The sequence below is a fragment of the Pseudomonas sp. OV226 genome (genome assembly GCF_003148705.1).
Taxonomy (GTDB): Bacteria; Pseudomonadota; Gammaproteobacteria; order Pseudomonadales; family Pseudomonadaceae; genus Aquipseudomonas.
In genome coordinates this window covers 431,513-458,325 of the sequence record NZ_QGGS01000001.1, presented here as the reverse complement: position 1 = coordinate 458,325, position 26,813 = coordinate 431,513, and the positions used below count along the sequence as shown (strand labels likewise).

Annotated in this window: 24 protein-coding genes and 1 pseudogene; 18 read left to right on the top strand and 7 right to left on the bottom strand. The window is 58.8% G+C overall.

Annotated elements, in window-relative coordinates; genetic code table 11:
* The first annotated feature begins 22 nt into the window (after window positions 1–22).
* From C7534_RS02305 to C7534_RS02290, 4 genes are all read left to right on the top strand, one after another.
* Window positions 23–655 carry a response regulator gene (locus C7534_RS02305; RefSeq protein ID WP_046027287.1) on the top strand — a complete coding sequence of 211 codons (633 nt, stop codon included), beginning with the start codon at window positions 23–25 and terminating at the stop codon, window positions 653–655.
* Between the two features lie 77 nt (window positions 656–732).
* Window positions 733–2,289: an efflux transporter outer membrane subunit gene (locus C7534_RS02300; RefSeq protein ID WP_109784831.1), complete on the top strand. Its 1,557-nt coding sequence runs from the start codon at window positions 733–735 to the stop codon at window positions 2,287–2,289.
* The gene (locus C7534_RS02295) at window positions 2,282–3,409 is read left to right on the top strand and encodes an HlyD family secretion protein (RefSeq protein WP_109784830.1); all 1,128 of its coding nucleotides are present in this window, start codon (window positions 2,282–2,284) and stop codon (window positions 3,407–3,409) included. Before C7534_RS02300 ends, C7534_RS02295 begins: the two co-directional genes overlap by 8 nt.
* Window positions 3,399–4,433: a DUF2955 domain-containing protein gene (locus tag C7534_RS02290; RefSeq protein ID WP_109784829.1), complete on the top strand. Its 1,035-nt coding sequence runs from the start codon at window positions 3,399–3,401 to the stop codon at window positions 4,431–4,433. Before C7534_RS02295 ends, C7534_RS02290 begins: the two co-directional genes overlap by 11 nt.
* On the opposite strand, the gene C7534_RS02285 is transcribed toward C7534_RS02290, so the two are convergent.
* Window positions 4,418–4,873 carry a YMGG-like glycine zipper-containing protein gene (locus tag C7534_RS02285; protein ID WP_109784968.1) on the bottom strand — a complete coding sequence of 152 codons (456 nt, stop codon included), beginning with the start codon at window positions 4,871–4,873 and terminating at the stop codon, window positions 4,418–4,420. The two genes, C7534_RS02290 and C7534_RS02285, sit on opposite strands and share 16 nt — an antisense overlap.
* Window positions 4,874–5,077: 204 nt before the next feature.
* Between C7534_RS02285 and C7534_RS02280 the strand changes: the two genes are divergently transcribed.
* A complete protein-coding gene (locus tag C7534_RS02280; protein ID WP_109784828.1) occupies window positions 5,078–7,468 on the top strand; it encodes a DUF3772 domain-containing protein in 2,391 nt (796 codons plus the stop codon).
* On the opposite strand, the gene C7534_RS02275 is transcribed toward C7534_RS02280, so the two are convergent.
* Complete coding sequence (locus C7534_RS02275) at window positions 7,469–8,377, bottom strand: helix-turn-helix domain-containing protein (RefSeq protein WP_109784827.1); 909 nt, start codon at window positions 8,375–8,377, stop codon at window positions 7,469–7,471.
* A 161-nt stretch (window positions 8,378–8,538) separates the two neighbouring features.
* Between C7534_RS02275 and C7534_RS02270 the strand changes: the two genes are divergently transcribed.
* The 3 genes from C7534_RS02270 to C7534_RS02260 all read left to right on the top strand — a co-directional run bounded on the left by C7534_RS02270 (window position 8,539) and on the right by C7534_RS02260 (window position 12,428).
* A complete protein-coding gene (locus tag C7534_RS02270; protein WP_077430177.1) occupies window positions 8,539–9,897 on the top strand; it encodes a glutamine synthetase family protein in 1,359 nt (452 codons plus the stop codon).
* 144 nt (window positions 9,898–10,041) lie between these two features.
* Window positions 10,042–11,130, top strand: coding sequence for a polyamine ABC transporter substrate-binding protein (locus tag C7534_RS02265; protein ID WP_109784826.1), 1,089 nt, complete (start codon window positions 10,042–10,044; stop codon window positions 11,128–11,130).
* Complete coding sequence (locus C7534_RS02260) at window positions 11,127–12,428, top strand: NAD(P)/FAD-dependent oxidoreductase (protein ID WP_046027295.1); 1,302 nt, start codon at window positions 11,127–11,129, stop codon at window positions 12,426–12,428. Before C7534_RS02265 ends, C7534_RS02260 begins: the two co-directional genes overlap by 4 nt.
* A 30-nt stretch (window positions 12,429–12,458) precedes the next feature.
* Here C7534_RS02260 and C7534_RS02255 read toward each other — a convergent pair whose 3' ends face one another.
* The gene (locus tag C7534_RS02255) at window positions 12,459–12,851 is read right to left on the bottom strand and encodes a tautomerase family protein (protein ID WP_109784825.1); all 393 of its coding nucleotides are present in this window, start codon (window positions 12,849–12,851) and stop codon (window positions 12,459–12,461) included.
* A gap of 41 nt (window positions 12,852–12,892) precedes the next feature.
* On the bottom strand, window positions 12,893–13,813 hold the full coding sequence (locus C7534_RS02250; RefSeq protein ID WP_109784824.1) for a DMT family transporter: 921 nt from the start codon (window positions 13,811–13,813) through the stop codon (window positions 12,893–12,895).
* 98 nt (window positions 13,814–13,911) lie between these two features.
* Between C7534_RS02250 and C7534_RS02245 the strand changes: the two genes are divergently transcribed.
* The gene (locus C7534_RS02245; RefSeq protein ID WP_109784823.1) at window positions 13,912–14,817 is read left to right on the top strand and encodes a LysR substrate-binding domain-containing protein; all 906 of its coding nucleotides are present in this window, start codon (window positions 13,912–13,914) and stop codon (window positions 14,815–14,817) included.
* 4 nt (window positions 14,818–14,821) lie between these two features.
* Here C7534_RS02245 and C7534_RS02240 read toward each other — a convergent pair whose 3' ends face one another.
* Entirely contained in the window at window positions 14,822–15,301 is a 480-nt protein-coding gene (locus tag C7534_RS02240; RefSeq protein WP_109784822.1) for a VOC family protein, read from the bottom strand.
* 485 nt (window positions 15,302–15,786) lie between these two features.
* Between C7534_RS02240 and C7534_RS02235 the strand changes: the two genes are divergently transcribed.
* On the top strand, window positions 15,787–16,149 hold the full coding sequence (locus tag C7534_RS02235) for a DUF6124 family protein (RefSeq protein ID WP_109784821.1): 363 nt from the start codon (window positions 15,787–15,789) through the stop codon (window positions 16,147–16,149).
* A gap of 131 nt (window positions 16,150–16,280) precedes the next feature.
* On the opposite strand, the gene C7534_RS02230 is transcribed toward C7534_RS02235, so the two are convergent.
* Window positions 16,281–16,907, bottom strand: coding sequence for a dihydrofolate reductase family protein (locus C7534_RS02230; protein ID WP_109784820.1), 627 nt, complete (start codon window positions 16,905–16,907; stop codon window positions 16,281–16,283).
* Between the two features lie 270 nt (window positions 16,908–17,177).
* Here C7534_RS02230 and C7534_RS02225 point away from each other — a divergent pair, with 270 nt between their 5' ends.
* From C7534_RS02225 to C7534_RS02210, 4 genes are read left to right on the top strand one after another with little or no spacing between them, the layout of a single operon-like run.
* Window positions 17,178–17,774 carry a paraquat-inducible protein A gene (locus C7534_RS02225; protein WP_109784819.1) on the top strand — a complete coding sequence of 199 codons (597 nt, stop codon included), beginning with the start codon at window positions 17,178–17,180 and terminating at the stop codon, window positions 17,772–17,774.
* Window positions 17,771–18,427, top strand: a complete 657-nt coding sequence (locus C7534_RS02220; protein ID WP_109784818.1) for a paraquat-inducible protein A — start codon at window positions 17,771–17,773, stop codon at window positions 18,425–18,427. Before C7534_RS02225 ends, C7534_RS02220 begins: the two co-directional genes overlap by 4 nt.
* Complete coding sequence (locus C7534_RS02215) at window positions 18,408–20,069, top strand: PqiB family protein (RefSeq protein ID WP_046027304.1); 1,662 nt, start codon at window positions 18,408–18,410, stop codon at window positions 20,067–20,069. Before C7534_RS02220 ends, C7534_RS02215 begins: the two co-directional genes overlap by 20 nt.
* A gap of 29 nt (window positions 20,070–20,098) precedes the next feature.
* Window positions 20,099–20,659 carry a PqiC family protein gene (locus tag C7534_RS02210; RefSeq protein ID WP_077430185.1) on the top strand — a complete coding sequence of 187 codons (561 nt, stop codon included), beginning with the start codon at window positions 20,099–20,101 and terminating at the stop codon, window positions 20,657–20,659.
* Between the two features lie 6 nt (window positions 20,660–20,665).
* On the opposite strand, the pseudogene C7534_RS32770 reads toward C7534_RS02210, so the two are convergent.
* A pseudogene (locus C7534_RS32770) lies at window positions 20,666–20,845 on the bottom strand (two-component sensor histidine kinase); the annotation flags it as partial.
* Between the two features lie 299 nt (window positions 20,846–21,144).
* Between C7534_RS32770 and C7534_RS02200 the strand changes: the two are divergent.
* The 4 genes from C7534_RS02200 to C7534_RS02185 all read left to right on the top strand — a co-directional run bounded on the left by C7534_RS02200 (window position 21,145) and on the right by C7534_RS02185 (window position 26,811).
* Complete coding sequence (locus tag C7534_RS02200; RefSeq protein ID WP_109784817.1) at window positions 21,145–21,819, top strand: histidine phosphatase family protein; 675 nt, start codon at window positions 21,145–21,147, stop codon at window positions 21,817–21,819.
* 309 nt (window positions 21,820–22,128) lie between these two features.
* Window positions 22,129–23,892 carry a lipid IV(A) 4-amino-4-deoxy-L-arabinosyltransferase gene (gene arnT, locus C7534_RS02195; RefSeq protein ID WP_109784816.1) on the top strand — a complete coding sequence of 588 codons (1,764 nt, stop codon included), beginning with the start codon at window positions 22,129–22,131 and terminating at the stop codon, window positions 23,890–23,892.
* Window positions 23,889–25,445 carry an ArnT family glycosyltransferase gene (locus tag C7534_RS02190; protein ID WP_109784815.1) on the top strand — a complete coding sequence of 519 codons (1,557 nt, stop codon included), beginning with the start codon at window positions 23,889–23,891 and terminating at the stop codon, window positions 25,443–25,445. Before arnT ends, C7534_RS02190 begins: the two co-directional genes overlap by 4 nt.
* A gap of 352 nt (window positions 25,446–25,797) precedes the next feature.
* Window positions 25,798–26,811 carry an iron ABC transporter substrate-binding protein gene (locus C7534_RS02185; protein ID WP_109784814.1) on the top strand — a complete coding sequence of 338 codons (1,014 nt, stop codon included), beginning with the start codon at window positions 25,798–25,800 and terminating at the stop codon, window positions 26,809–26,811.
* Window positions 26,812–26,813 lie beyond the last annotated feature (2 nt).

The window sequence follows — 26,813 nt, the reverse complement described above, 5'->3', positions numbered from 1 at the left end:
ACAACAAGAGTGAATACCCGCGATGAACCTGCCCTACCCGATCCGCGTTGCCCTGGTCGACGATCACGCCCTGGTCCGAGACGGAATCAAAGCGCTGCTGGCGGTCATGGCGCCCCTGGAAGTGGTCGGCGAAGCCGAGAGTGGCGCGCAGGCCATCGAGATGGTCGGGCGCTGCCAGCCGGACTTGTTGCTGGTCGACATCAGCTTGCGCGACATGAACGGGCTGGAGCTGACGCGTGTGTTGCGCAGCCAATACCCGTCACTGAAGGTGCTGGTGCTGAGCATGTACGACAATAACGAATACGTGAGCGAATCCGTTCGTGCCGGTGCCAGCGGCTACGTCCTGAAAAACTCACCGTCGCGGGAAATCATTGCGGCCATCGAAGCCATTGCCAGCGGCGGCACGTTCTACAGCGCCGAAATCGCGCAGCGGCTGATCGCCGATAAAAGCTCGGACAACGAGCTGACGCCGCGCGAAAGCCAGGTGTTGTACAAAATGGCTCAGGGGCTTAACAACAAGGAAATGGCCCGCGAACTGGACATCAGCGTGCGCACGGTCGAAACCCATCGTTTGAGCATCCGCCGCAAACTCAACATCGACAAACCTGCGGCGCTGGTCAAGTACGCGATCGATCACGGGATTATTTCCCGGTAAGAAAAAGCCAACGCCGGCCTCGACAATGCGCTCGGGCGTCTATGCTCCAGAGAACTTTCTTGGCTGGACTCTGGACAATGCCTCCAAGCCGATCCCCTTCGACACGCCCGGCCCACCTCATCCTCCTGGCAGCTCTGGGCCTGAGCGGCTGCATTCGTCTGGGACCGGACTTCCAGCCGCCGGCTGAGGAGTGGAGCAAAACATGGGACTCCCCTGCCCTTGAGCAATCCAGCCAACGCGGCACCAATCCGGATCTGCGACAGTGGTGGCACATTTTCCGCGACCCGGTGCTCGATAAACTGATTACGCAAGCGGATGCCTACAACTCCAGCCTTAGAATCGCCGGGTTGAACGTCATGGAGTCCCGCGCCCAACTGGGCATTGCGCAAAGCGGGCTGTACCCGCAACTGCAGCAAGCCAGCGCCGACAGCTTGTACGTCAAGCGTCACCAATACGGTGGCAACAACCCCAAGGACAATAATTTCTGGCAACACAGTGCCGCGTTTGACATCGGCTGGGAGCTCGACTTCTGGGGGCGTTTCAGTCGCGCCATCGAGTCGGCCGATGCCAGTTATTTTGCCGCCCAGGCCAACTACGAAGACGTTCTGGTATTGGTGCGCGCCCAGGTGGCGGATGCCTACTTTTCATTGCGCACCACGGACGCCCGTTTGCGCGTCGCGCGTGAAAACGCCAAGCAGCAAAAACGCAATTTCGAGATCACCGAAAAACTGTTCAACAGCGGCCAGGATGCTGAACTCGATCTGCAACAGGCCAAAACCCAGTACTTGGGCACGCTGGCCACTATTCCCGGCCTGCTGGACCAATTGCAACGTACGCGCAACGCCTTGGCGGTGCTGATCGGGCAACCGCCGGGCACGTTGCCACAGGTGGTCGACAACGAAAGCCTGATCCCGCTGGTTGATCGCGCCGTGCTGCAAGATGTGCCCGCCACCCTGCTGCTGCGTCGACCTGATGTACGAGCGGCTGAACTGAACGTCGCGGCGCAAGGGGCGCTGATTGGCGTGGCCGAAAGCGATTTCTATCCGTCGCTGACGCTGCTCGGCAGCATTGTCTGGTCGACCGATACGCTCCATGGCACGTCCAGCAGCCTGGACCTGGTTGGTGGCCCCAGTCTGCGCTGGAATGTGTTCGATCACGGGCAGATCGCCAACAACGTGCGCGTCCAGGACGCGCGGTTGCAGCAGTTGATCGAAGCCTACCGCGACAAGGTACGCCAAGCCGCACGCGAGGCCGATGATGCGGCCAACGGCCTGATCCAGTCACTGGAGAGCGAACGCATCCTGCGCGACGCCGGAGGGGCTGCCGAACGTTCGCTGGTGCTGGCCAGCGTCCAATTCCGCGAAGGTTACGCTGACTTTCAGCGGGTGCTGGACGCTCAACGCGCGTTGCTCCAACAACAGGACAATTACCTGCTCGCACGCGGTAATGCAGTCAGCAATGTCATCGCCCTGTACAAGGCCTTGGGCGGCGGTTGGTACTCCGCCCTGCCCCGTGTGGACCCGGCCACCCGCCAGCTGATGGAAAAACGCACTGATTGGGGCAACATGCTGGATGAGCCCAACGCCGCGCTGCCCGCTTACCCGCTGCCTGACAAGGAAACTAGCCATGAGTGAAGCCTCGCAGCCCTCCCCCGTCACCGCCGAACCGGTGGCGGCCGACCCGGTTAAAAAAGGCATCAAGTGGGTGTTGATACTGATCATCCTGAGCCTGGTCTGGTACTTGCTGGCCGACCGTTTCACGCCGTATACGCAACAAGCGCGCGTGGGCGCGCTGGTGATCCCGGTGGCATCGGAGGTCGCGGGTCGGGTGATCCGCGTGAACGTCCACAACAATCAGACCGTCAAGGCCGGCGACGTACTCTTCGAAGTGGACCCGGCCCCCTTCAAGATTGCCGTCGACCGTGCCCGCGCCGACCTTGAAACAACACGCCGGCAATTAGGCGCCAGCACCGCGGGGATTGCCTCGGCGCAAGCGACTCTGCGCACCGCACAGGCCAATGAAACCAAGGCACGTCAGGAGAATCAGCGCCTTGAAGGGTTGTACCGTGAAGACCCGGGGACCATCTCCGTACGCGTGCTCGAAATGTCACGCACCACCCGCGACGCGGCAATCAGTCAAACCGCCGCTGCCCGCGCCGAAGTAGAACGTGCCAAAGAAACGGAAGGCGGCGGCGAAGACGTCAACGCAAAATTGCGCAGCGCCGCTACGACCCTGTCAAAAGCCGAACTGGACCTGTCCAACACGCAGACACGCGCGCGTTCGGCAGGGTTGATCACCGACCTGCGTACCGATGTCGGGCAATTCGCCTCGGCGGGCGGCCCGGTCATGACCCTGATCACCATTCAGGACATCTGGATCACGGCCGACATGACCGAGAACAACCTTGGTCATGTCGGGCCCGACACGCCGGTGTCCATTGTGCTCGATTCGATGCCAGGCGAAGTTTACTCGGGCCACGTACGTAGCGTCGGTTATGGCATCAGCGTCGGACAGCCGACCCCGCCCGGCACCTTGCCCGGCATTCAAAACAGCCGGGACTGGCTACGCCCCGCACAACGGTTCCCAGTGATTATCGAGTTTTCCCAGGAGTCTATGAGCGCGCTGCTTGGCAGCGGTGGCATTCGTGCCGGTGGGCAGGCTGAAGTCATGGCCTTTACCAGCGAAGGCAGTCTGCTCAACCCGCTTGGCCGGGTCTATTTACGCCTGATGAGCTGGCTGTCTTATGCCTACTAAGCGTACCCCACGGGAGCAGCGTGCCTTACGGCTGGCCACTGGCACGGCATTGTGCCTGGCGGTCAGTTTCGGCCTGGCGTTGCCCATTCCGTTTCTTGCGCCTGTGCTGTGCCTGTTGCTCCTGGCCTCGGTCAATCGACCGTTACCCTTCAAGGCCGCGATCGTTCTGGCACTGGTCGCGATGCTGACCACCGGCATCGGCCTGCTGCTCATCCCGATCCTGCGCTATTACCCGCTAAGCGGCGTACTGCTGGTCGCGGTCAGCCTGTTTTTGGTGTTCCGCTGGGGACTCAGTGGCGGCAATAACCTGATCGTGACGTTGCTGGTGATGGGCCTGACCATGATCTCGTCGGCAGGCGTCGCCGAGTTCGACGCGGCGGCAATGGTCATTGGCGCGCTGGTCAAGGGTTTGTTAATGGCGGTGATGGTGATTGCGATCAGTCATTGGATGTTCCCCGAACCTGCCAATGCGCCATCGCCCCCGGCCGCCCCACCACCGGTAGGTGAAGAAGCCAGTCGGATTGCGTTGCGAGCAACCTTGATTGTCTTGCCAACATTTCTACTGGCAATGATCGACCCGGCGAGCTACCTGCCGATCATTTTGAAAGCGGTCGGCCTGGGTCAGCAATGCAACACGACCAGCGCCCGCAATGCCGGTCGCGAACTGGTCGGCGCGACCTTGCTCGGCGGTTTGTTGGCCATCCTGTTTTGGTGCGCACTGAGCCTGTTTGTGCACCTGTGGATGTTCTTCCTGTGGACCCTGCTGTTCGGCCTGATACTGGCGCGCAAGCTGTATGCCCTGAGCCCGAGCCGGTTTGGCCCGGGATTGTGGCTCAACACCTTTATCACGTTGATTATCCTGCTGGGCCAGTCAGTGCAGGACAGCGCCTTGGGCAAAGACGTCTACACCGCCTTCGCCGTGCGCATGGGGCTGTTCATGGCCGTCACGTTGTACGCGTACCTGATGGTTCGGTTGCTTGACCGTCCAGTACAAACACAAGCTCAAGCTCAAGGGTTGACCTGATAGCCCTTGCCTTGCAGGCAACTGGTATAGGCCGTCGAGGTGGTGGAGGCACTGGTTTTCTCATTTTCCCGACGTTCCTGACGCTGACGCGAACCACCCACCACGACGCCCGCCGCTGCCGCACCTTTGGCCTGGTTTTGGCGATATTCCTGCTTCACCTCGCTGTTGGCGTTGTCATAAAACTCATCATGCTGACGTCCACGTACATCAGCCGCGGCGGCCCCGGCTGTGGCCCCCACTGCCGCCCCTTTGACCCTGCCACCGGAAGAGGACGTGCTAGTGGACGCCGTCTGACTGGCAGCCACGCTATGGCACTCGTTAATGTCCAACTGGGTTTGTTGCGAACTCTGGCCTTTGGTCGGCACTACGGTTTCAGCCCAGCCCTGGGCTGACGAAACCGACAATGCGACACACAGGCTGATGGAAGACAACGTATGCATGATCACCTCCTGTGCGGCACCGAGCAGACCGTTGACCACGGGCCCCGCACTTTATTGAGCATCTTGAAGTGTAGATCAGCCATCACACCCGCCTGCGGGTGATTGAGGTCGGTTGCGGCCGGCCAACATGAAACTTTTCGATCGTTTTGGCCTGATGACCTAACCTCAAGGGTTGAGTGAGCCACAACGGGGCCGGGCACGCCTATGCGTCATGCATTGATGTCAGCGATTTTCGTCGCGCTTACGCTGCTGCTGCAAAGTGGCGCCGCGCTGTCCGCCACCGATCCTCCGGCGTCTGCAGTCATTACACCAGACCCTGCGGCGTCAGAGGTGTCACCCTCCGCATTGCAAGACCTGCAACTGCGCCTGGACCAGATTAAACAGCAAGTTTCCTTGGCCAATAACGTCATCATGATGTTCGGCCTGCAGGATTCCGTTCAGTTGTTTATCAATGACGTGGACAGGCTGCAATCAGCGCTGCTTCCCGAACAAAAGCAATTGCAAGCCCAGCTGGATGTATTGAGCGGCCCCGTCTCGCTCGGCGGTGTCGCAGTAGAGAAATCGGATATCACCACGCAAAGAACCGATCTGACCGAGCAGAAGAAAAAAGTCGATTTCAGCCTGCAAACCCTGGCAGCACTCAGAGCCAGCGCCCTCGATCTGATGACTCAAATTGCCGGCATTCGGCGCAGTCTGCTGGAAAGCGAAGTCACCCTTCGCAGCGGCAGCATCCTGGGGCTGGAGTTCTGGCAGCCGTTGATTCACCCCAACAGGGAAGATCGCCTGCGACTCAGGGGATTCATTCAACAGGTCAGCGACACCCTCGCGGCCGCCTGGCAACCCGGCGAACGCCTGTCGGCTGTCCTGCTGATCATGCTCGCCCTGGCCATCTGGTCCTGGGGGCGCAAAGTGGCTGATCGCGGGCTGACCTGGATTTGCATCCATCGCATACCGGCCGGGCGATTGCGTCGAAGCACGCTGGCACTGGCTTCAGTCGTGGCGACATTGTTGACCGCCATCTGTGCAGTGCAATTGTTATTTTATGCGCTCACGCGACAACTGCCACTGTCACCGATGATCCAGAGCTTTGCCGAGGAGCTCGAAAGGCTCATTTACACCTGCGTCCTGATCACTGGTTTAAGCCGGGCATTGCTGGCGAACCAGCATCCCTCCTGGCGACTGCCCTCTATCTCCGACTCCGTTGCAAAGGCCATCAAACCCTATCCCAGGGTGTTGGCCGCAGCCTTGCTCGGACTGGTATCGGCGGCCCAGATCACCAACGTAACCGGCATGAGCTCCTCCGCAATACTCTTTGGGCGGGGCCTGATCGCGTTGGTGGTCACGTTGATTCTTGTCCTCTTGTTCCGTCGTGCCAGCCATGCGCGCCGGCTCGCGGTGGCCTCAGGAGACACCACTGAAACGGGCACCGCCGTTGCCGGTCTGATTTATACCTGCACCATTGTTGCGTTGGTTGTTTCGATGTTCGCCCTGCTGATCGGCTATGTCTCGCTGGCACGGTTCATCACCTACGAGCTGGTCTGGGGGTTCGTCATCTTGTCAGGCTTTTACATGTTGATTCAGTTGCTCAGGGACAGCTGTGAGTACCTGTTTTCGCCCAAGACGCCCAGTGGGAAGTCGATCAAGCAATTGCTCGGAATTGGCGATGTTCGCCTTGAGCAAATGTCGATTATCTTGTCCGGGGCCGGTCGCGCAGGCTTGCTGCTGTTGGCGGTCATTTCGCTGTTTGTCGGCGGGGTTGGCACCACACTCGAGCAACTGGTGACCCAAATGCTGTCCATTCTTGGCGGCGATGGTTTGCGCAAGCTGAACATCATTCCCGGCCATTTGCTCAATGCAATCCTGGCGCTGATGGTCGGTGTGTACCTGATTCGAGCCTTTCGCCGCTGGCTGGATGACGAGTTCCTGCCCAAAACCGCCATGGACCCCGGCATGTGCGCCTCGTTGAGCACACTGTTCGCCAACATCGGTTATGCGTTGGTGATTCTGCTGACGTTGTCGTCACTGGGCATCAAGTGGACCAACCTGGCCTGGATTGTCAGTGCCCTGTCGGTGGGGATCGGTTTTGGCTTGCAGGAAATCGTCAAGAATTTCGTCTCCGGCCTGATCCTGTTGACCGAGCGTCCGGTCAAGGTCGGCGATCTGATCAGCATCAGCGGCGTCGAAGGTGACATCCGCCGAATCAACGTCAGGGCCACCGAAATCCAACTCAGCGACCGCTCGATTGTCATCGTGCCCAATTCCCAATTGATCTCGCAAAACCTGCGCAACGTCACCCTGGGCGGCAGTGCGCAAGGGGTGGCGAGCCTCGAGTTGATGTTCCCGCTGGATATCGACCCGGAGCAGGTACAAAACCTGCTGTACGACTGTTATCGCGAGAACGAAACCATCCTCGAAAAACCGGCGGTCTATGTGCGATTCAGCAAACTGTCGCCCGACGGCATCACCTTGACCGTGACCGGTTACGTCGCCAGCCCGAGAATTGTCGGCATCACCAAAAGCGACTTGCTGTTCGAGATTCTGAAACGTTTGGGTGCGGCGGGCATTGAACTGGCCAAACCGTCGTCCCCGGCTTGATCAGCGCTGGCTGCCGCGCTTGAGTGTTTCGCTCGGAAGCTCTTTGAACAGCGCCCGGTAACTGCTGGAAAAACGCCCCAGATGCCAGAACGACCAATTCATCGCGACTTCGGCGACGGTGGTGTCGTTGGGTGTGCTGACCAGCAATTCACGGTGTGCGCTGTTGAGCCGGCGCAGGCGCAACCAGTGGGTCGGCGTCATCCCGGTGAAGGCCTTGAAGGCATGTTGCAATTGGCGCAACGGAACCCCGGCGACCTGGGATAGCTCGAGCAGGTTGAGGGTTTCTTCCGGGGTATCGGCCGCCCACTCGCCGATGCGTTTCATGATCGTGCGTTCTTCGGTGCGACGCTGCAAGCCACCCCGGTCAAGACAAACACAGGCGTTGTCGAGGATGTACAAACAGTCCTCCAGCAACTGCTGCGTCAGGGCTTCCTTGCTCGGCGGGTCGAGGGTTTCTGCCAGTCGGGTCAGCGTGCCGCTCAACCAGCGGCTGAACAACGCGTTCTGTCCCGAGTTCAGCGGCGACATGAACAACCCTTCCAGCCGCGCCACGTTCAAACCGTGTCGCTGAACGAAGTCGGGACCGAACACCACGGCGATTTCCTGGTAGTTCTCCGGGGTGATCCAGATGTTGCGGCTTTCGCCATTGAGCACGTACAGCGCGTTGTCACTGCGATCGAAACAGAACGCCAGTGAACCTTCGGGCGCGCTGAAATTCTGCTCGACCCGGGTGTTCATCTGCTCTTCGTAAATCTCCACCCCGTGCAAGTCGAGATAGCGCACTCGCCCGGCGAAATGCCCGGGGGACATCTGCTGATAGTGCTGGACCCAACCCGGTGTAGCGCGGATTTGCTCGGCGACATCTTCGGTGTTGAACGCTTGAACCTGTATCGGACTGGACGCTGACATGGGTGACCTTACGCACTCGTTTGGTGCGTTTTGGTGCTGCTTAAAGTGGATAGATGGAACTGCAAGGCTCGCCCAAGATAGTCGTCAACGCGTCACAGGGGAAGAGTCCGGTGGATGAAACCGCTCTCCCCGACGTTAATAAAACCAATAATGAGGTCTTTATGAATGCCCCTTTCGATCAGCTGTTCACTTGGCTGAAAGATCACAAGATTACCGAAGTCGAATGTGTGGTCAGCGACTTGACCGGCATTGCACGCGGCAAAATTGCACCCACCAACAAGTTCCTGCATGAGCGAGGCATGCGCCTGCCGGAAAGTGTGCTTTTGCAAACGGTAACCGGGGACTTTGTCGACGACGACATTTACTACGACCTGCTCGACCCGGCCGACATCGACATGGTTTGCAAGCCGGTGGCCGACGCGGTTTACGTGATCCCATGGGCCATCGAGCCCACCGCGATCGTGATCCATGACACTTTCGACAAGTTCGGCAACCCGATCGAACTGTCGCCGCGCAACGTGCTGAAGAAAGTGTTGCAGCTATACACCGACAAAGGCTGGAAGCCAATTGTCGCGCCGGAAATGGAGTTCTACCTGACCCAGCGCTGCGAAGACCCGGACTTGCCGCTCAAAGCACCGATGGGCCGTTCGGGCCGAGCTGAAAGTGGTCGTCAGTCTTTCTCCATCGACGCCGCCAACGAATTCGACCCGCTGTTCGAAGACGTCTACGACTGGTGTGAACTGCAAGGCCTGGACCTCGACACGCTGATCCACGAAGACGGCCCGGCGCAGATGGAAATCAACTTCCGTCACGGCGACGCGCTGGACCTGGCCGACCAGATCACCGTGTTCAAGCGCACCATGCGTGAGGCCGCACTCAAGCACAACGTCGCGGCGACTTTCATGGCCAAGCCGATTGGCGACGAGCCCGGCAGCGCCATGCACATTCACCAAAGCGTGGTCGACATCGCCACCGGCAAACCGATCTTCGCCGATGCCGACGGCACCATGAGCGAGCTGTTCCTGCACCACATCGGCGGCTTGCAAAAGTACATCCCTAAAGTGCTGCCGATGTTCGCGCCCAACGTGAACTCGTTCCGCCGCTTCCTGCCAGACACCTCGGCACCGGTCAACGTCGAGTGGGGCGAAGAAAACCGCACTGTCGGCCTGCGTGTGCCGACTTCGTCACCCGATGCCATGCGCGTGGAAAACCGCTTGCCGGGCGCCGACGCCAACCCTTATCTGGCGATTGCCGCCAGCCTGTTGTGCGGTTATTTGGGAATGGTCGAGCGCATCGAACCAAGTGCTGCGGTGCAAGGGCGCGCCTATGAACGTCGCAACCTGCGCCTGCCGATCACCATTGAAGACGCCCTGACCCAGATGGAAGAGTGCGAAACCATCGAACGTTACCTGGGCAACAAGTTTGTCCGCGGATACGTCGCGGTGAAGCGTGCGGAACACGAGAACTTCAAGCGGGTGATCAGTTCCTGGGAACGCGAGTTCCTGCTGCTTAGCGTTTAAAACAACAAAAATCCAACCACTGATCGTTCCCACGCTCTGCGTGGGAATGCCTCTAGGGACGCTCCGCGTTCCAATGGGACGCAGAGCGTCCCGGGCTGCATTCCCACGCAGAGCGAGGGAACGATCACTCCAAGAGGTGTCGATATGCGTCTATTGAAATCCGTGGTCCCGGTCGCGCTGGCCGTCCTGTTCAGCGCCGTTGCGCAGGCTCAGCCACAGGTCAGCGTCTATAACTGGACCGATTACATCGGCGAAACCACCCTCGCCGACTTCCAGGCCAAAACCGGAATCAAGGTGATCTACGACGTCTTCGACTCCAACGAAACCCTGGAAGGCAAATTGCTCGCAGGCCGCACTGGCTACGACGTGGTGGTGCCGTCCAACCACTTTCTGGCACGCCAGGTCAAAGCCGGCGCGTTCCTGAAGCTGGACCGAGAACAACTGCCGAATTTCAAGAACCTCGACCCGAAACTGTTGGCGTTGCTTGAGAAAAACGACCCTGGAAACGCGCACTCTGTGCCGTACCTGTGGGGCACCAACGGCATCGGCTACAACGTCGACAAGGTCAAGCAAGTGCTGGGCATCGATCACATCGATTCCTGGGAGGTCCTGTTCGAACCGGAAAACATCAAGAAACTCAGCCAGTGCGGCGTGTCGATGATGGACTCGGCCGATGAAGTGTTCCCGGCCGTCCTCAATTACATGGGCATGGACCCGCGCAGCGAAAACCCTGAAGACTTCAAAAAGGCCGAAGCCAAGCTGCTGAGCATCCGCCCTTACATCACCTACTTCCATTCTTCCAAGTACGTATCGGACCTGGCCAACGGTGATATTTGCGTGGCCTTCGGCTACTCCGGTGATGTGTTCCAGGCGGCCAACCGGGCCAAGGAAGCCAAGAATGGCGTGAACATCGCGTACGCCATTCCCAAGGAAGGCAGCAACCTGTGGTTCGACTTGCTGGCCGTTCCTGCCGACGCGAGCAATCCAAAAGAAGCCCATGCGTTCATCAACAACCTGCTGGACCCGCAAGTGATTGCCAAGGTCAGCGCTTCGGTCGGTTACGCCAACCCGAACCCGGCCGCCAAGCCGTTCATGGACCCGGAGCTGGTGAACAATCCTGAGGTGTACCCGCCACAGGAAGTCCTCGACAAGCTCTATATTTCCACCACTCCACCCCAGTCGATCATGCGTCTGATGACCCGTTCGTGGAGCAAAGTGAAGTCCAACAAATGAATCAGTACACCAACGAACACGCCCATTCCTACTACGCTGCATCGGCTAATAGCCTGACGCCGCGCCCGGCGCTGGCCGAGGCGCTGACCGCCGATGTCTGCGTGATCGGCGGCGGTTTTACCGGCGTCAATACTGCCATCGAACTGGCCCAGCGAGGGCTCTCGGTGATCCTGCTGGAGGCCCGTCGAATTGGCTGGGGCGCCAGTGGACGCAATGGCGGCCAGTTGATTCGCGGCATCGGCCACGACGTCAGCGGGTTCGCCCGGCATGTCGGCGCCGAAGGTGTACGTTATCTGGAACGCGCCGGAGTTGAATCGGTACAGGTCGTGGGCAATCGGATTCGCGAACACGGCATCGATTGCGACCTGCGCTGGGGCTTCTGCGAACTGGCCAACACCCCGGCGCAGTTCGCCGGGCTGAAGGCCGAACACGCGCAACTGATCGAATCGGGTTACGCCCATGAAACCCGCCTGGTCGAACCCGGGCAGATCCGCGAGCACGTCGTCAATTCCGGCGTATATGCCGGCGGCCTGGTGGACATGGGGTCGGGGCACTTGCACCCGTTGAACCTGGTCCTGGGCGAAGCGAAACTGGCGGAGTCGCTTGGTGTACGGATCTTTGAACAGAGCCCGGTGCTGGAGTTGATCCATGGCAGCACCGTGCAGGTTCGGTGTGCCGGCGGCACGGTACGCGCCGCCAGCCTGGTGCTGGCCTGCAACGCGCACCTGGAGGAACTCGAACCCAAGCTCAGCGGCAAGGTGCTTCCTGCGGGCAGTTACATCATCGCCACCGAGCCCCTGTCGAAGGACGCTGCCGCCCAACTGATCCCGCATAACGTCGCCCTGTGCGATCAGAAGGTCGGCCTGGATTATTACCGGCTCTCGGCGGACCGGCGCTTGCTGTTCGGCGGTGCCTGCCACTATTCCGGGCGCGATCCGGCAGACATTGCCGCCTACATGCGCCCGCAAATGCTGAAGGTATTTCCGCAATTGGCCAATGTGCGGATCGACTACCAATGGGGCGGCATGATCGGCATCTCGGCCAATCGCTTCCCCCAGGTCGGACGCTTGAGCCAGCATCCGAACGTGTTCTACGCCCAGGGCTACTCCGGCCATGGCCTGAACGTCACGCACTGGTGCGCCAAGCTCTTGGGCGAAGCCATCCACGCAGGCCACAGCCAAGGCTTCGACGTATTCAGCGCCGTGCCGCACATGACTTTCCCCGGTGGCCGCGCCCTGCGTTCGCCACTGCTGGCGCTGGGCATGCTGTGGTACCGGATGCGCGAAATGTTGGGTTGACGGCGTATGGCGAGGGGCCTGCCCCCTCCGTCAGTCCACCGGGGCGTATTGCATCTCGCCATTGCCGAACGACCAGTCCTCGCGCTTCACATCCACCACACTGATCCAGATATCTTCCTTGCGCAGCCCTGTCCTTGCATGAATGCCCTGGGCAATCGCCTGGTAAAACGCTTTCTTGACCGCAACGGTTCGTCCCGCATTCCAGGTCACTTGAATGAACACGATCCCCGGGGTGTAAGAAAGGCCCAGGTACCCGGCCGACGGATAAACCAGCTCATCCTTGCGGTGGCGATTGATGATCTGGAACTTGTCATGTTCGGGAACATTGGCCGTCTGGACCATGGCCTCGTAAACCACATCGCTGATGGCGGCGACGGTTTCTTCGGAGGTATCAGCGGCGACATCGATTCTGGCTAAAGGCATGGTGGTTTCCTGCTGGGTTGAGATTGGATTGGGCGAGGTTTTTAAAGCGGTTTTAAAGAAGACGCGGTGGCTATCGGGCGCGGCGCAGACTTCCCGACTTGCAGTACATAGACCCCGACGATGATGCACACCAGTGCCAGCACATCATGGGCCTGCAACGGCTCATGGATCAGCAATGCACCAATGCCCAGCGCCACGACGGGCGGAATGTAGGTGACACCCGCCGCTTTGAGCGCGCCGAGGTGCTGCACCAGAAAGTAATACAACAGGAACGCCACGCCGGTGCCGATGACCCCGAGCCCGAACACCAGCCCACTCAAGGCGACAGGCTCGTGCGCAATGCGCTCGATCCCGTGAAGGTCAGTGGTCAACAAAAGCACCAGGAGCGCCAGGCCGATCTGGTACGTGGACAACGCCAGCGGCGACAGATCCTTGTCCATCAGGAACCGTCTGGCGTAGACGAATGAACAGCCCAGGCTCAGCGAGCCGCCGACCATGTAAAGCACGCCACGGATATCAACGCCGTTGCCGGCGCTGTTCCAAGGCTGGGCGATGAGCAGCACACCGACAAAACCGATCATCAGGCCCGTCACCGTCAAGCGGTTGATCGGTTCCTGGCGCAAAAAAACAAATGCCGTCAAAAAGGCGAAGAGCGGAATCGCACCGCTGAGCATGCCGGCGATGCCGGAAGGAAGCAGCGCCGCGCCCTTGGCAAACGCCAGGTAATACACGGTGGTGGCGAGCAATGACATGACGAAGAAATGGTGCAAGTGGCGCCAATGAAACCAGCGCAACGCACGGCGTGACAGTGCCAGGACAAGGATCGGAAGAAAGCCGAAGAGCACCCGTAACAGTACAATCTGCATCGGCGTAATCACCTCGGCAGCCCACTTCATGAAAATGAAATTGGTGCCCCAGATCAACCCGAGCAAAGCAAAGGCAGGATAGACAAATTTGTTCATGATGAACCTCTGCACGGGGAGTTGTTGTGCGAAGGTAAGGGCTAGGACCGAACTGAACAACCGATTAAAAAACCCATATGGAGTAGAAAAACTTCAGTATGAACGATATGCCTCCCCTCAAGGCCCTGGTCGCGTTCGATGCCGCGATGAAACACGCCAGCTTTACCGAAGCGGCGGCGGAGCTGCATGTCACCCCGGGCGCCGTGGGGCAGCAGATCCAGAAGCTCGAAGAATGGCTGGGCACGCCGCTGTTCATCCGGTCTGTGCGGCAAGTCCAGCCGACTCAAGCCGCATTGAACTACTGGGCCGCCGTGCAACCCGCGTTGCTGCGGCTCCAGCAAGCCAGCAACGAGCTGCGCCTGAGCAATGTGAATGAAGTGTGGTTGTCCATGCCGCCGACGCTGGCAGCGAAATGGTTCGCGCCAAGAATGGCCGACTTCTTGAGTTTCAGGCCCGACATTTCCCTGCACCTGAGTGCATCGACGGCCTTGATCGACTTTGAGCGGGATCGGGTTGATCTGGCGATTCGCTACTTTGACGGCAACGATCCGTCGCTGGACTCAACCTTGCTGTATCGGGATGAAGCCCGGCTCTATTGTTCGCCCGACTATGCCCGGAAACTCAAGCTGAAAGGCCCCGAAGACCTGATGCGCGCCACACTCCTGCAAACCACCCTGCTCCCGCACTGGACGCCATGGTTCAAACGGTTCAGCCAATTGACCGACGCGCAGGTGGCTGGCATCCCCAGTCAACATTTCGACCAGTCCATTCTGGCCATTGAAACGGCACGGCATGGACAGGGGGTCGTACTGAGCAGTGCGGTCCTGACAGAGTTGGAAATGCGCAACGGCTCGCTGTGCGAACCCTTTGAAATGCGCCTGCCGGTGTCCAGAGGCTATTACCTGGTTCACCACCGTCAGGCTGTATTACGTCCAGCCGCTGCGGTATTGAAGAAGTGGTTGATTGATCGGGCCAGCGCAGAGCAATCAACCACGTTAACGTAACCCGTTAACGCCCCACCGCCGCTTCAATCGCCGCGATATCGATCTTGCCCATCTGCATCATGGCCTCGAACGCTCGCTTGGCCACCGCTTGATCAGGATGGGTGATCGCAGCCGTCAAGACACGCGGGGTGATCTGCCACGACAACCCCCACTTATCCTGGCACCACCCGCAGACATTTTCCGTGCCGCCGTTGCCGACAATCGCGTTCCACAGGCGATCCGTTTCGGCTTGGTCATCGGTGGCGACCTGAAACGAAAAGGCCTGGTTATGCCGGATCCCCGATCCGCCGTTCAGGCCGAGACAAGGGATACCCATCACCGTGAATTCAACCGTCAAGACATCGCCCTGCTTACCCGCCGGATAGTCGCCCGGCGCGCGGTGGACGGCCCCCACTGAACTGTCGGGAAACGTCCGGGCATAGAAGGTCGCAGCGTCCAGCGCGGTGCCGTCGTACCAGAGACAAATCGTGTTTTTGCTGATCATCTTGGTTCTCCTGGATTGGAACTCGAAGGTACATTTTAGCGCCGCAGAAGATTGCGACCGAGTGCGCGCCTCCCCGACAGCCTGCGTCCCGGCGCGAGATTCCCCTTCGTGTCGCTGACGCTTAAACAACGAAGTTCCCGCCTGTTTAAACGAAGCCTCCTGTTACCACCCGAAGGCTACAACGCCTTGCGTCATCGCCTACGGGTAAGACAGAATCCGCCGGCTTGTGCGTCTAGGGCACGGGTTCTATCGTGGCTGGGTCACTGAAAAACAGTGATCGGGTTTGGTAGCCCGGTATGTCCAGGCGCATAGCGCCACCTTTTACAGAGATCGTTTTTATCTCTGTTTTTTATGGTGGCCATGCGTAGGGCTCCCTCGGGAGCGCCGGGTTCCTGGACCGGTCTACCAACCTGTGCATGGCCACCACCTTTCGTTTGGTAGCAAAGGGTGATGGCTCCTCAATAGTTCTTCCAGGAGTTTCATCTATGTTCAAACCAACACCCAACCCACCGGACACCGATCCGGCATCGCCCTACGAATCCCTCGATTCGAAAAAACTCCACGAAGCGGCCGAACGCGCCCTCGACCACTACCTCAACCCGGCTGCCCAGATCATGGCCAGCACCCACGAACCCGAACCGATGTTCCTCGCCAACCCCAAGTACGACACCGAATCCCTGCTGGTCAACGCCAGCGAATCACTGGGTTCGGCCACCACCATGCTCAGCAATCTTGCGGCGCTACTGGACAACTCAAACCGCAAGACCCTGCTGGGGATCACCCAAGTGGTGATGTTGGGGGAATTGGCGGTGAATCAGGCGCTGGATAAGGTTGAACTGAAGGAATAAGCACGATCCTCTGTGGCGAAGAACGGGTTCGTCGCCACAGAGAGAGATGTAGCCTGTTCTGGCGGCTATCGGCCAGAAGTGGTTACCCAGCGGGAGGAACAAAAGACCGCGAACCCGCAAGCATGGCCAATCTATTCACCTTCATCGAACGTTCCAGTGCGTACCTCCCCGTCTCGCACATACCGCGTGATCAGCACACCGCTGGACGTAATTATCGAGTTCACCAATGTGAAGGCCTCAGGTTGCGCCGTGTCGTCGAACAAGCGCTTGCCGCGTCCCAGAACCACGGGAAACGTCATCAGCCGAAGTTCGTCGACCAACCCGGCGGCGAGCAGTTGATGCACCAGATTGCCGCTGCCCTGCGTCAACAGGTCAGCGCCGTCGCGGTGCTTGAGCGTGCGGATCGCGTCGACAAGGTTTCCTTGCAATGCATGACTGTTGTGCCAATCCAGCGTCTCGGGGCGATGCGTGGCTACATGCTTGGGGACGCTGTTGAACAGGCTGGCGATGTCATGACTGTTGGAGTCGGCAGGTCTGTGGGGCCAGTACGCCGCGAATATGTCGTAAGTGCGCCGCCCCAGCAGCAACTCGAACGGCTGCGAAAACAGATCCTGTATCGCCTGGCCGGAGACTTTGTCGGCGTAAGGCACGATCCAGCCACCGAAGCGGAATTCGCCACTGGTGTCTTCTTCCGGCCCGCCCGGCGCTTGCATAACGCCATCCAGACTCATGAATGCGGCAACGGTGAGCTTGCGCATGGTCTTCTCCCGGTGAGTTCTCGTACAGGGAATGCCTGAGATCGGTGCGATGCGACAGATTCATTCCCTGTTTGTTAGTCGAACAAGGCGCGGTGAAATCGACATCGTAATAGCGGTAAATATGGAGTTCGACGAATTCGCTGTCTCGCGTGGGCAGCTGTTTCATGGCCATTAAGCTCCATCGTATCGACTTTCGATTTGCTCAATTGCGAGTCACTTCTATATTGAGGAGGTGCTCTGAACTTCCTGCCCTTTGTTGAGCCTTGGCCCATGGCAACTACTGATCAGCTGATCATCTGCGAGCACTGCGACTGTGTGTATGAAAAAGTCACGCTCGCCAAACACCAGAAAACCCTGTGTACGTGCTGCGGCGGCGTGCTCCAGCGCTATAACGGACTGACAGTGGAGCAACGCCTGGCGTTGACCTTCGCCGCGTTGATGCTGTGGGTTTTCGCCAATTTTTATCCGGTCATGAGCATCAGCCTCAAAGGCTTGAAAAACAGTGCAACGCTCTGGGATTCAGTCCTGGCCCTGAGCATGGGACCGATCACCTTCATTGCGATGGTCGCGGCGATTGCGATGATCATCGCACCGATTTTCCAGCTGTTGTTGCTCATCTGGGTCCTGGGTTTTGCCCTCTCACACCGTCGTTCACCCGGTTTTAAATTCTGCATGCGCTGGCTGGAGGCCCTCAGGCCCTGGAGCATGCTGGAAGTCTGCCTGCTGGGTGCAATGGTGGCGGTCATCAAACTCGCCGGATTGCTGGACGTACTGCCCGGCATCGGCCTGTTTGCGCTTGCCGTGCTGAGCCTGATGATGATCCGCATCGCCGGGCGCGATATCCGTGAATTATGGGACATTCTATGAATACCCCTCCGGTCGCCAGCGAACTCAACCTGTGCCTGTGTCACAGCTGCGGCCTGGCCTGCGACATGACCGGCGAGCCGCATGAATGTGAGCGCTGCGGTGCGCCCCTGCATCGGCGCAAAACCAACTCGCTGAACCGCACGTGGGCCTACATGTTCACCGCCCTGGCGTTTTACGTCCCGGCCAATCTGTTGCCGGTGATGAACACCAAGATGGTCGGTAACGGTGCCGACAGCACGATCATGAGCGGCGTACTTGAGTTCTGGGAGGCCGGCGCGTGGGACATCGCCCTGATCATTTTCATCGCCAGCATCGCGGTGCCGGGCATCAAGTTTTTGGCCCTGACGTTCCTGCTGTTGTCCGTACACCGCGACAGCCAGTGGGCACTCAAGGAACGGTCGCAGCTGTACCGCTTTGTGGAGGTCATCGGTTACTGGTCAATGCTCGATGTGATCGTCGTGGCACTGGTGGCCTCCCTGGTGAAGTTTCAGGCCCTGGCCGACATCGAACCGCGCCCGGGCATCCTGTTTTTTGGTTTGGTGGTGGTGTTCACCATGCTGTCGGCGATGAGTTTCGACCCGCGCCTGATCTGGGATTCAACGCGGGAAAACCCACAAAACGAGGAGGTCATGGATGAAGTCGCAAGCCACTGAAGGGCCACAGGCCCCCGGACAGGCCCCAATCAAGACTGGCCGCAGCGTTTCACTGGTCTGGATCGTTCCGATTGTCGCGGTATTGGTGGGTATTTCCCTGGTCGTCCACAGCATCTTGCAGGAAGGCCCGACTATCACGGTTACGTTCAAGACCGGTGATGGCCTGACGGCCAACAAGACCGAGGTCAAATACCGCAACGTGATCATCGGCCAAGTCTCGGACGTAGAACTGAGCAACGACCAGAAGAGTGTCAACGCCACGATCAAACTGGCCAAGCAGGCCGAAAGCTTCACCCGTGAAGACTCGCAATTCTGGGTCGTGCGTCCGCGCATCGGTGCCGGCGGTGTCTCAGGGATCGATACATTGCTGTCCGGTGATTACATCGGCGCCGACATCGGCCAGGCCAATGGCCGCGCGAAAAACTTCAAGGGCCTGGAAAACCCGCCGGCGATCACCTATGGCGAACCCGGCAAGCGTTTCACCTTGCACACCCAGGACCTGGGCTCGCTGGACATTGGCTCGCCGGTTTACTACCGCAAGATTCCGGTTGGCCAAGTGGTGGCCTATGGATTGGACCCGGATGGCAAAGGGGTGAACATCGACTTGTTCATCCATGCACCCAATGACCAGTACGTCACCGAAAACACCCGTTTCTGGAACGCCAGCGGTATCGACGTAAGCGTGGGTGCCAACGGTTTTGCGGTCAAGACCGAATCCTTGTCCTCGATGTTGGTAGGCGGTATTGCCTTTCGCGCGCCGGAGTACAGCCCTAACGATAAACCTGCCGCCGAAGAATATGCCTACGAACTGTTCGAGGACCAGCAAAGCGCCCTCGCGCCACCGAATGGCAAGCCGCAATTCCTGGCCCTGCGTTTCGATCAGGCCATGCGCGGGCTCAAGGTCGATGCGCCGGTGGAATTCCTGGGCATGGAGATCGGCAAGGTGGTATCGGTCAATCTGGATTTCGACGCGCAAAAGCGCACGTTCCCGGTCAATGTCGGCATCGTGATCTACCCGCAGCGTTTGGGGCAGGCCCACACCAAAATGATCAAGGCGCTCAATCATGACCCCAATGACGAAGCGGCCAGCGTTCGGATGATTGGCTCGTTTATCGAAAACGGCCTGCGCGCCCAGGCCCGTACCGGCAATCTGTTGACCGGTCAGTTGTACATTTCCCTGGACTTCTACCCTAAAACCGAAAAAGTGGCCTTCGATCCAAACGCACGCCCGGTCATGATTCCGACGTTGCCGGGTAGCCTTGAGCAATTGCAGGAAAAACTGGAGGCCATGGTCGACAAACTCAACAAACTGCCAATCGATCGTATTGCCGGCAACCTCGACAGCAACCTCGTGGAACTGCGCAAAGGCTTGGCGCAATTCAATACCAAGACCCTGCCCGGTGTGAGCACCACCCTGTCGGACGTCAGCACGACCCTGCAATCGGCCAATACGACGATAAAGTCGGCCGGTTCCACCATCGCCGAAGACTCGCCGCAACGGGTACAACTGGGAGAAACACTGGATGAACTGGGGCGCGCGGCAAGAGCGTTGCGTCAGCTGGCGGATTATTTGAGCAGGCATCCAGAATCGCTGATTCGTGGACGACCCGAAAATGCCTCGGCTAAGGACCTGAAACAATGACCGCGCCGCAGAACAAAGGAGCACGACGTATGGGTTTTTCGCCGAAGATCACCTTGATCACTGCGCTGATGCTGCTGGCGGCCTGCCGCAGTGAACCGGTTCATTACCACACGCTGATGCCGCAGCAAACCGGGGGCGCGGCGCACAGTAACGGGATGTACATCGAGTTTGATGCTGTCAGTGTGCCGGCTCAGGTCGACCGGACGCAGATAGTCATTCGCCAGGGAAACAGTGGCCTGGTCCTGCTGGAAACCGACTGGTGGGGCGCATCACTGTCTGAGGAATTACAAAGCGCACTGGCGGCTCAACTGATCAACGCCAACCCCCCACGCAAATTGTCGTTGCGGGTGGAGGTGCAGCGCTTTGATTCTGTTCCCGGCCAGTACGGGCTGATCGAGGCGACCTGGCGCTTGCGGGGCATCGGTGAAGGCAATGTTTCATCACTCACCTGCCATAGCACTTTGCAAACGCCTTCGGCGACAAGTATCGAAGACCTGGTTGCCGCCCAGCAGAACAATGTCAAACGCCTGGCGGCCGTGATCGGCCAGGCGGCCAGGGGGTCGCAACAGAGTTGCCCGTCCTCCGGTTGAAACCGATTACGCCGGCTTAAGCTCAACGGTGAAACAGCAGCCGTTGGGCTCAAGGCTGCCGAGCGTCACTTGCCATTGCTGTCGGCTACAGATCCGCTGCACCTGCGAAAGCCCTGATCCCAAGCCCGCTCCCCGACTTTCATCGTCGGGTATGAAAGGCTGGAACATCGCATGACGTTTTTCTTCCTCGGCAAAGCAACTGCGGCACTTCTGTAACAAGTTTCACACCGTACTTGATATTGACTTTCAAATACTCCGCGCAACTAGTTAGTTTGTAATAATGTTGTAGATCATCACACTAGAAGCATTTGCCCTTCGATCATCTGCGCAAAATTTTCACATCCGTTTCACCACGTTCACACGCCTCAGCCTTTAACGTACCGCTCATCATCCAGGTTTAGTAAAACTTGATTTGAAATTCGTCAGTTTTTTCTGCGGCCAAAGCAGCCTTATGTCCGGTGTTGCGAACAGTCAAGGGTAAGAACATGCTCAAAACGGTATCACCTGCCACCTCAGCGCCACGCCAGGGTTCGCGCCTCACCCGAGTGGTTGCGATCTCGGGCTCACTGTTGGTGGCTGCTCTCGTGACAGGTTTTGTCATGTGGCACACCTCGCCGACAAATCTGGGAAGCGCCGACGCCCAGGCCCATGCCGAACTGCTCAAGCATTGGCAGGCCGGAGAAGTGGTGGTGTTGGTGCGACACGCCGAGCGCTGTGACCGGTCGAGCAACCCGTGCCTGGGTCCTGCCGACGGCATTACCCGCCATGGCAGCGAAACAGCTACGGCGGTAGGTAAAGGCTTTATGGGCCTGGGCATGGCGCAGACCGATGTACTTGCAAGCCCGGTGACCCGCACCCAACAAACAGCGCACGCCATGTTCGGCAAAGATGCTGTCGCCCAAGAATGGCTGGCCAGTTGTGGCACCGCACTGCGTAACGATGTGGTTGCGCACAAGGTTGCCCATCGCAACAGCGTGCTGGTGACGCACAGTGGCTGTATCAGCGACTTTGAAAAAGAGACAGGTTTCAAACACGCTGCCGACAGTGAATACACCAGTTCATTGTTCGTCAGCATCGATGCACAAGGGCAACTCAAGGTGTTGGGCATCCTGCAACCTGAAGACTGGCCCTCGCTGGCGACTGCAGCAGCACGCAAGTAACGACTCGCCAGCCGGCAGTAACAATGGAAGGTGAACGGTGCATTTTAAGTGCACCCATGGAACCTTCCTTAGTTAAGTGCCCGACAGTGAAAGTTAATCTTTCTCAATGGACAGCTGAACGCTAGTTCACCTTTATTTTCGATTTTGTCAGGAACCATTCAACCAAGGAGGCTGATAGTTCCAGATCAAAGAAATCACTTACTCCGGCTGTATTTGTGCCTTCGGGCAATTTATTCCAGTGCTGTGCTTTCGCAGGATTGCGCCGAGCCCTGCACTGAATTCGGTAACGTCTCTAAGTCAGGTCGAGTCATGACGTCCCAAAACAATCCGTTGCGACACCCGGTCGGGGCACAGTCCTACCGTTATACCGGCACTTCAAACGCCGCCAATCGCTGGATTGTGCCCGGTCTGGTTCTCGCCTTTGTGGTGTTCTACCTGCTGCCCTTGATGACCCACGGCCTGTGGATCCCCGACGAGCCCCGTTATGCCCAGATCAGCCAGGAAATGCTCCTGAGCGGCAACTGGGTCGCGCCGCACTTCATGGGCATTCGCTACTTCGAAAAGCCCATCGCCGGGTACTGGATGATTGCCATCGGCCAGGCGGTTTTTGGTGACAACCTGTTTGGTGTGCGCATTGCTTCGGCGCTCAGTACCGGGCTAAGTGTCTGGTTGACGTACCTGATCGCCCGCAGGCTTTGGAGCGACCCGCGCAAAAGCGCGGCCTGCGCGTTGCTGTACATGAGTTTCGGGCTGATTGCCGGCCAGGCCGGTTACGCCAACCTCGATCCGCAATTCACCTTCTGGGTCAACCTGAGCCTGGTTGCGCTGTGGTTTGCCCTCGACGGTCAAACCCCACGAAGCAAGGTGGGTGCCTGGGCGATGCTGGGGTTCGCCTGTGGCATGGGCTTCATGACCAAGGGCTTTCTGGCCTGGTTGTTACCCGTGTTGATCGCCCTGCCCTACATGCTTTGGCAACGGCGCATGGGTGAACTGGTGCGTTACGGTTCGTTGGCCGTGCTGGTGGCGGTGGTGGTGTGCTTGCCTTGGGTGCTCGCCATTCACCACCGGGAGCCGGACTTCTGGCGCTTTTTCTTCTGGAACGAACACGTGCGCCGGTTCGCCGCCGATGATGCACAGCATGCGCGGCCATGGTGGTTCTATCTGCCCTTGCTGGTGGTGTCGAGCCTGCCATGGGCGGCGTTGCTACCGACCACGTTCATCAACGCCTGGAAGCACAAACGCCAGCCTGTCGTCGGTTTCCTGCTGCTTTGGCTGCTGTTGCCACTGGCTTTCTTCAGTTTGAGCAGCGGCAAACTGCCGACCTACATCATGCCGTGCCTATTGCCGCTGGCCCTGCTGATGGGGCACACGGTCATGGAGCTCCTGAACCAAGGGCGAGCGCGGTCGCTTCGCATCAATGCGGCGATCAACATCACCGTGGGCACTGTTGCCCTGATCGCCCTGCTCTATCTTCAGGTTTCCAAAGAGATCTACGAAAACACCGAGATGTTCAGCCTGTCGCTGGCGTTCATCGTGTTGCTCGGCTGGATCATCAGCAATTCATTACAAGCCCTGCGTCCACTGACTTTTTGGGCGATGCCGGCGATCGGCATCTGGATATTGATTGCGTTGTTGCCAGCCGCCATGCCGGCACAGGTCGTCAACAGCAAGATGCCGGACCAGTTCATTGCCGAACACCTCGATGCATTGGGCAAAACCAGTTCTTTGCTCAGTAACGATCTCGGTGCGGCCTCCGCGTTGTCCTGGCGTTTGAAGCGCCCGCAAGTCGATCTGTTCAATACCATCGGCGAGCTGAAGTACGGTCTCGGCGACCCGGCCATGGCTTCGCGCAAAGTGCCCCTGGACAACGTCGATGAGTGGATGACCGAGGCGCGCAAAAAAGGCTCGGTCGGTGTGGTGATGCGGGTCAACAGTGTCGCGGAAATCGAAGAAGTCGAGCGGTTGCCTATCGATGGCAAACGCTATCAGCGTGGCAATCTGCAGATCCTGATTTTTCCGCAAACCAGCCCTGACAAAGTTTCGCCACCAGCACCGACTGGAAACCCGTCATGAAGTTCTTGGCCAGTGACAGGGGCCGGTTAACGCTCCTGCTGGGTGCAACCGCGTTGATGCTGTTGCTGGGGCTGGGGACCCGGGAGTTGTGGGGCGCGGAAACACGCTGGGCCAACATCGCCTTACAGATGCTGCAAAGCGGTGACTATATTGATCCCTACCTCAAGGGCGGGGCCTACTACGACAAACCCCTGCCCTCCTATTGGTTGATCACCGCCTCCGCCTGGTTGACGGGTGGCCTGGACCCTTGGTCGTTGCGCCTCTCGTCAGTGATTGCGGCGTGGCTGAGCGTGTGGCTGGTGTACCTGATCGGCGAACGGCTGTATCGCAAAGGTACCGGTTTGATTGCCGGCTGGATGCTGGCGACCACCTTCTATTTTATCTTCTGGGCACGGGTTGCCACGGCTGACATTCTCACGGTGTGCGGCGTACTGGCGGCGGTGTGGTGGTACTGGCGGGGGCCCGACGACACACGGTTCAGCCGCTACCTGGTGTTTTGCCTGCTGCTGTCCTTGACCTCACTGTTCAAAGGTTTGATCGGCTTCATCCTGCCAGGGTTGTTGTTATTGCCTCATCTGTTGCAGGAGGGTCGCTGGAAACGCCACCTCAATTGGCGGCTGTGTGCAGCCCTGTCGGTTGCCGGCGTTTTCTACATGACACCGTTCATGTTGTCGCATGTGTATGGCACACCGACCTATGGCGAAAGTGGCTTGGGCTTGGTGTTGCGCGAAAATGTCGTCCGGTTCTTCCAGCCGTTCGATAACATCGGGCCGATTTACACCTACCTGCTTTACCTTCCCGTCTACACCTTGCCATGGGCGCCGTTCTGGTTGTTGGCGCTGTGGGTCTCTGCACGCAACTGGCGCAGTGTCGAACCCAATACACGTTGGCTGATCTGGGGGCTGGGGCTGCTGATGCTGTTTTTCACCGCCAGCGGAAGTCGACGCAGCTACTACGTATTGCCCCTCGTGCCCTTCGCCCAGTTACTGGGGGCTTGGTGGATCACCCGGCGCATGGCCGAACGCAACGCCGACAGTGCGTTTGGCAGTCGCGGGTTGAAGATCGGTTTCGGGGTGAGCGCAGTCGTATTGATGACTGTGCTCGGCGTGCTGTACCCCTGGACTAACAGCGGTGGCGGCGTGGTGGATTTCGGTGAGACGGTCAAGTTTGAAGCCAGCAAGCGGGCGCCGTTGGAGCACTGGCGCATGGTGATGATCGACGTCGACAACAAAGTGCCGATGTACCTGCAAACCGGTGGCGCACCGTTCTATTACGTGCAGGAAACCGAGGACTTCCCTCGCTCCGGCAACACCGCGACACTGATGGCCTGGCTGGATAACGCCAGCGGCCAACACTGGAATCCGCAGCGCACCATTGTGGTCGCGCAGTACCACAAGGGTGATGCGCTGCCGCTGAACTACCTGAGTGCCGACCACCAGGTCATCACCACCACGCCCACCAACGGCGAGCGGATGTTCCACGCCCGAGAGGAACAGAGCGTGGCGTTTATTCCCGAGTCGTCCACGACGAAAACTGAAACGACCGGCCCCTAGGCGTCCGCCGGGCCACTGAGCTATCCTTTCGCCACCTTCTGGTGTGGAGCGGCCGCCCGTCACAATCGGGGCGATTGCTCAAATCCCGATACGGCTGGTGCCCCCCCCCCCAACATCGCGCTTGATCTGCCTGACCTTGATCGATGACATCGTTTGACATCGATCAAGGGCAAGGGGCCAAAGGAATGCTAACCTGAATGGAAATGACATGTATTAACGGTTTCTTTGACGTTTTTTTCTCATTTAGCGCTCTACATTCCCTGCCGACTCAAAGCATGCAAATGATTCGCATTGATTGACAGGTGAATCGGCGTGCATGACTTCTAAAAAAGAACAGGAGCAGCCCCCCAGAATGACGCCCTCGATCCCTTCGTTCCTCAAATCCGCACTGCTAAGCACTGCACTGCTGGCCGCCGGGCACGTGTATGCCGCTGATACCGCCGGTATCGTGGTCTACAACGCCCAACACGAAAGCCTGACCAAGGCCTGGGTCGAGGGTTTCACTCAGGAAACAGGGATCCCGGTCACCTTGCGCAACGGCGACGACACCGAGATGGGCAACCAGATCGTACAGGAAGGCGCCGCCTCCCCGGCCGATGTGTTCCTGACCGAAAACTCCCCGGCCATGGTGCTGGTCGACAAGGCCGGGCTCCTTGCTCCGGTAGCGCCGACCACGCTGGAACAAGTCGAATCAGCTTATCGTCCGGCGCATGGCAAATGGATCGGGATCGCCGCGCGCTCCACGGTGTTCGTGTACAACCCGAGCATGCTGCCTGAAGCCGATTTGCCCAAGTCGCTGATGGACCTCGCCGGGCCAAACTGGAAAGGCCGTTGGGGCGCGTCGCCGGCCGGCGCCGACTTCCAGGCCATCGTCGCCGCCGTGCTCGAACTCAAGGGCGAAGCAGCTACCCTCGAATGGCTTAAAGGGTTGAAAGCCAACGCCACGATTTATCGCGGCAACAGCGCCGTACTCAAGGCAGTCAATGCCGGCCAGGTCGACAGCGGCGTGATTTACCACTATTACAGCTACGGCGATCAGGCCAAGACCGGCGAAAACAGCAAGAACACCGCCCTGTACTACTTCAAACATAAAGACCCGGGTGCCTTTGTCAGTGTTTCCGGTGGCGGCGTTCTGGCCTCCAGCAAACACAAGGAAGAAGCACAGGCGTTCCTGAAATGGATCACCGGTAAAGAAGGCCAGAAAGTCCTCGAAACCGGTAAGTCGTTCGAGTACGCCGTGGGTAAAAACGCACCCTCCAACCCTAAACTGGTGCCTTTGCAGCAGCTGGACGCGCCAGCAGTCGATGCCTCAAAACTCGACAGCAAAAAAGCCGTGGAGCTGATGACTCAGGCGGGATTGCTCTAATT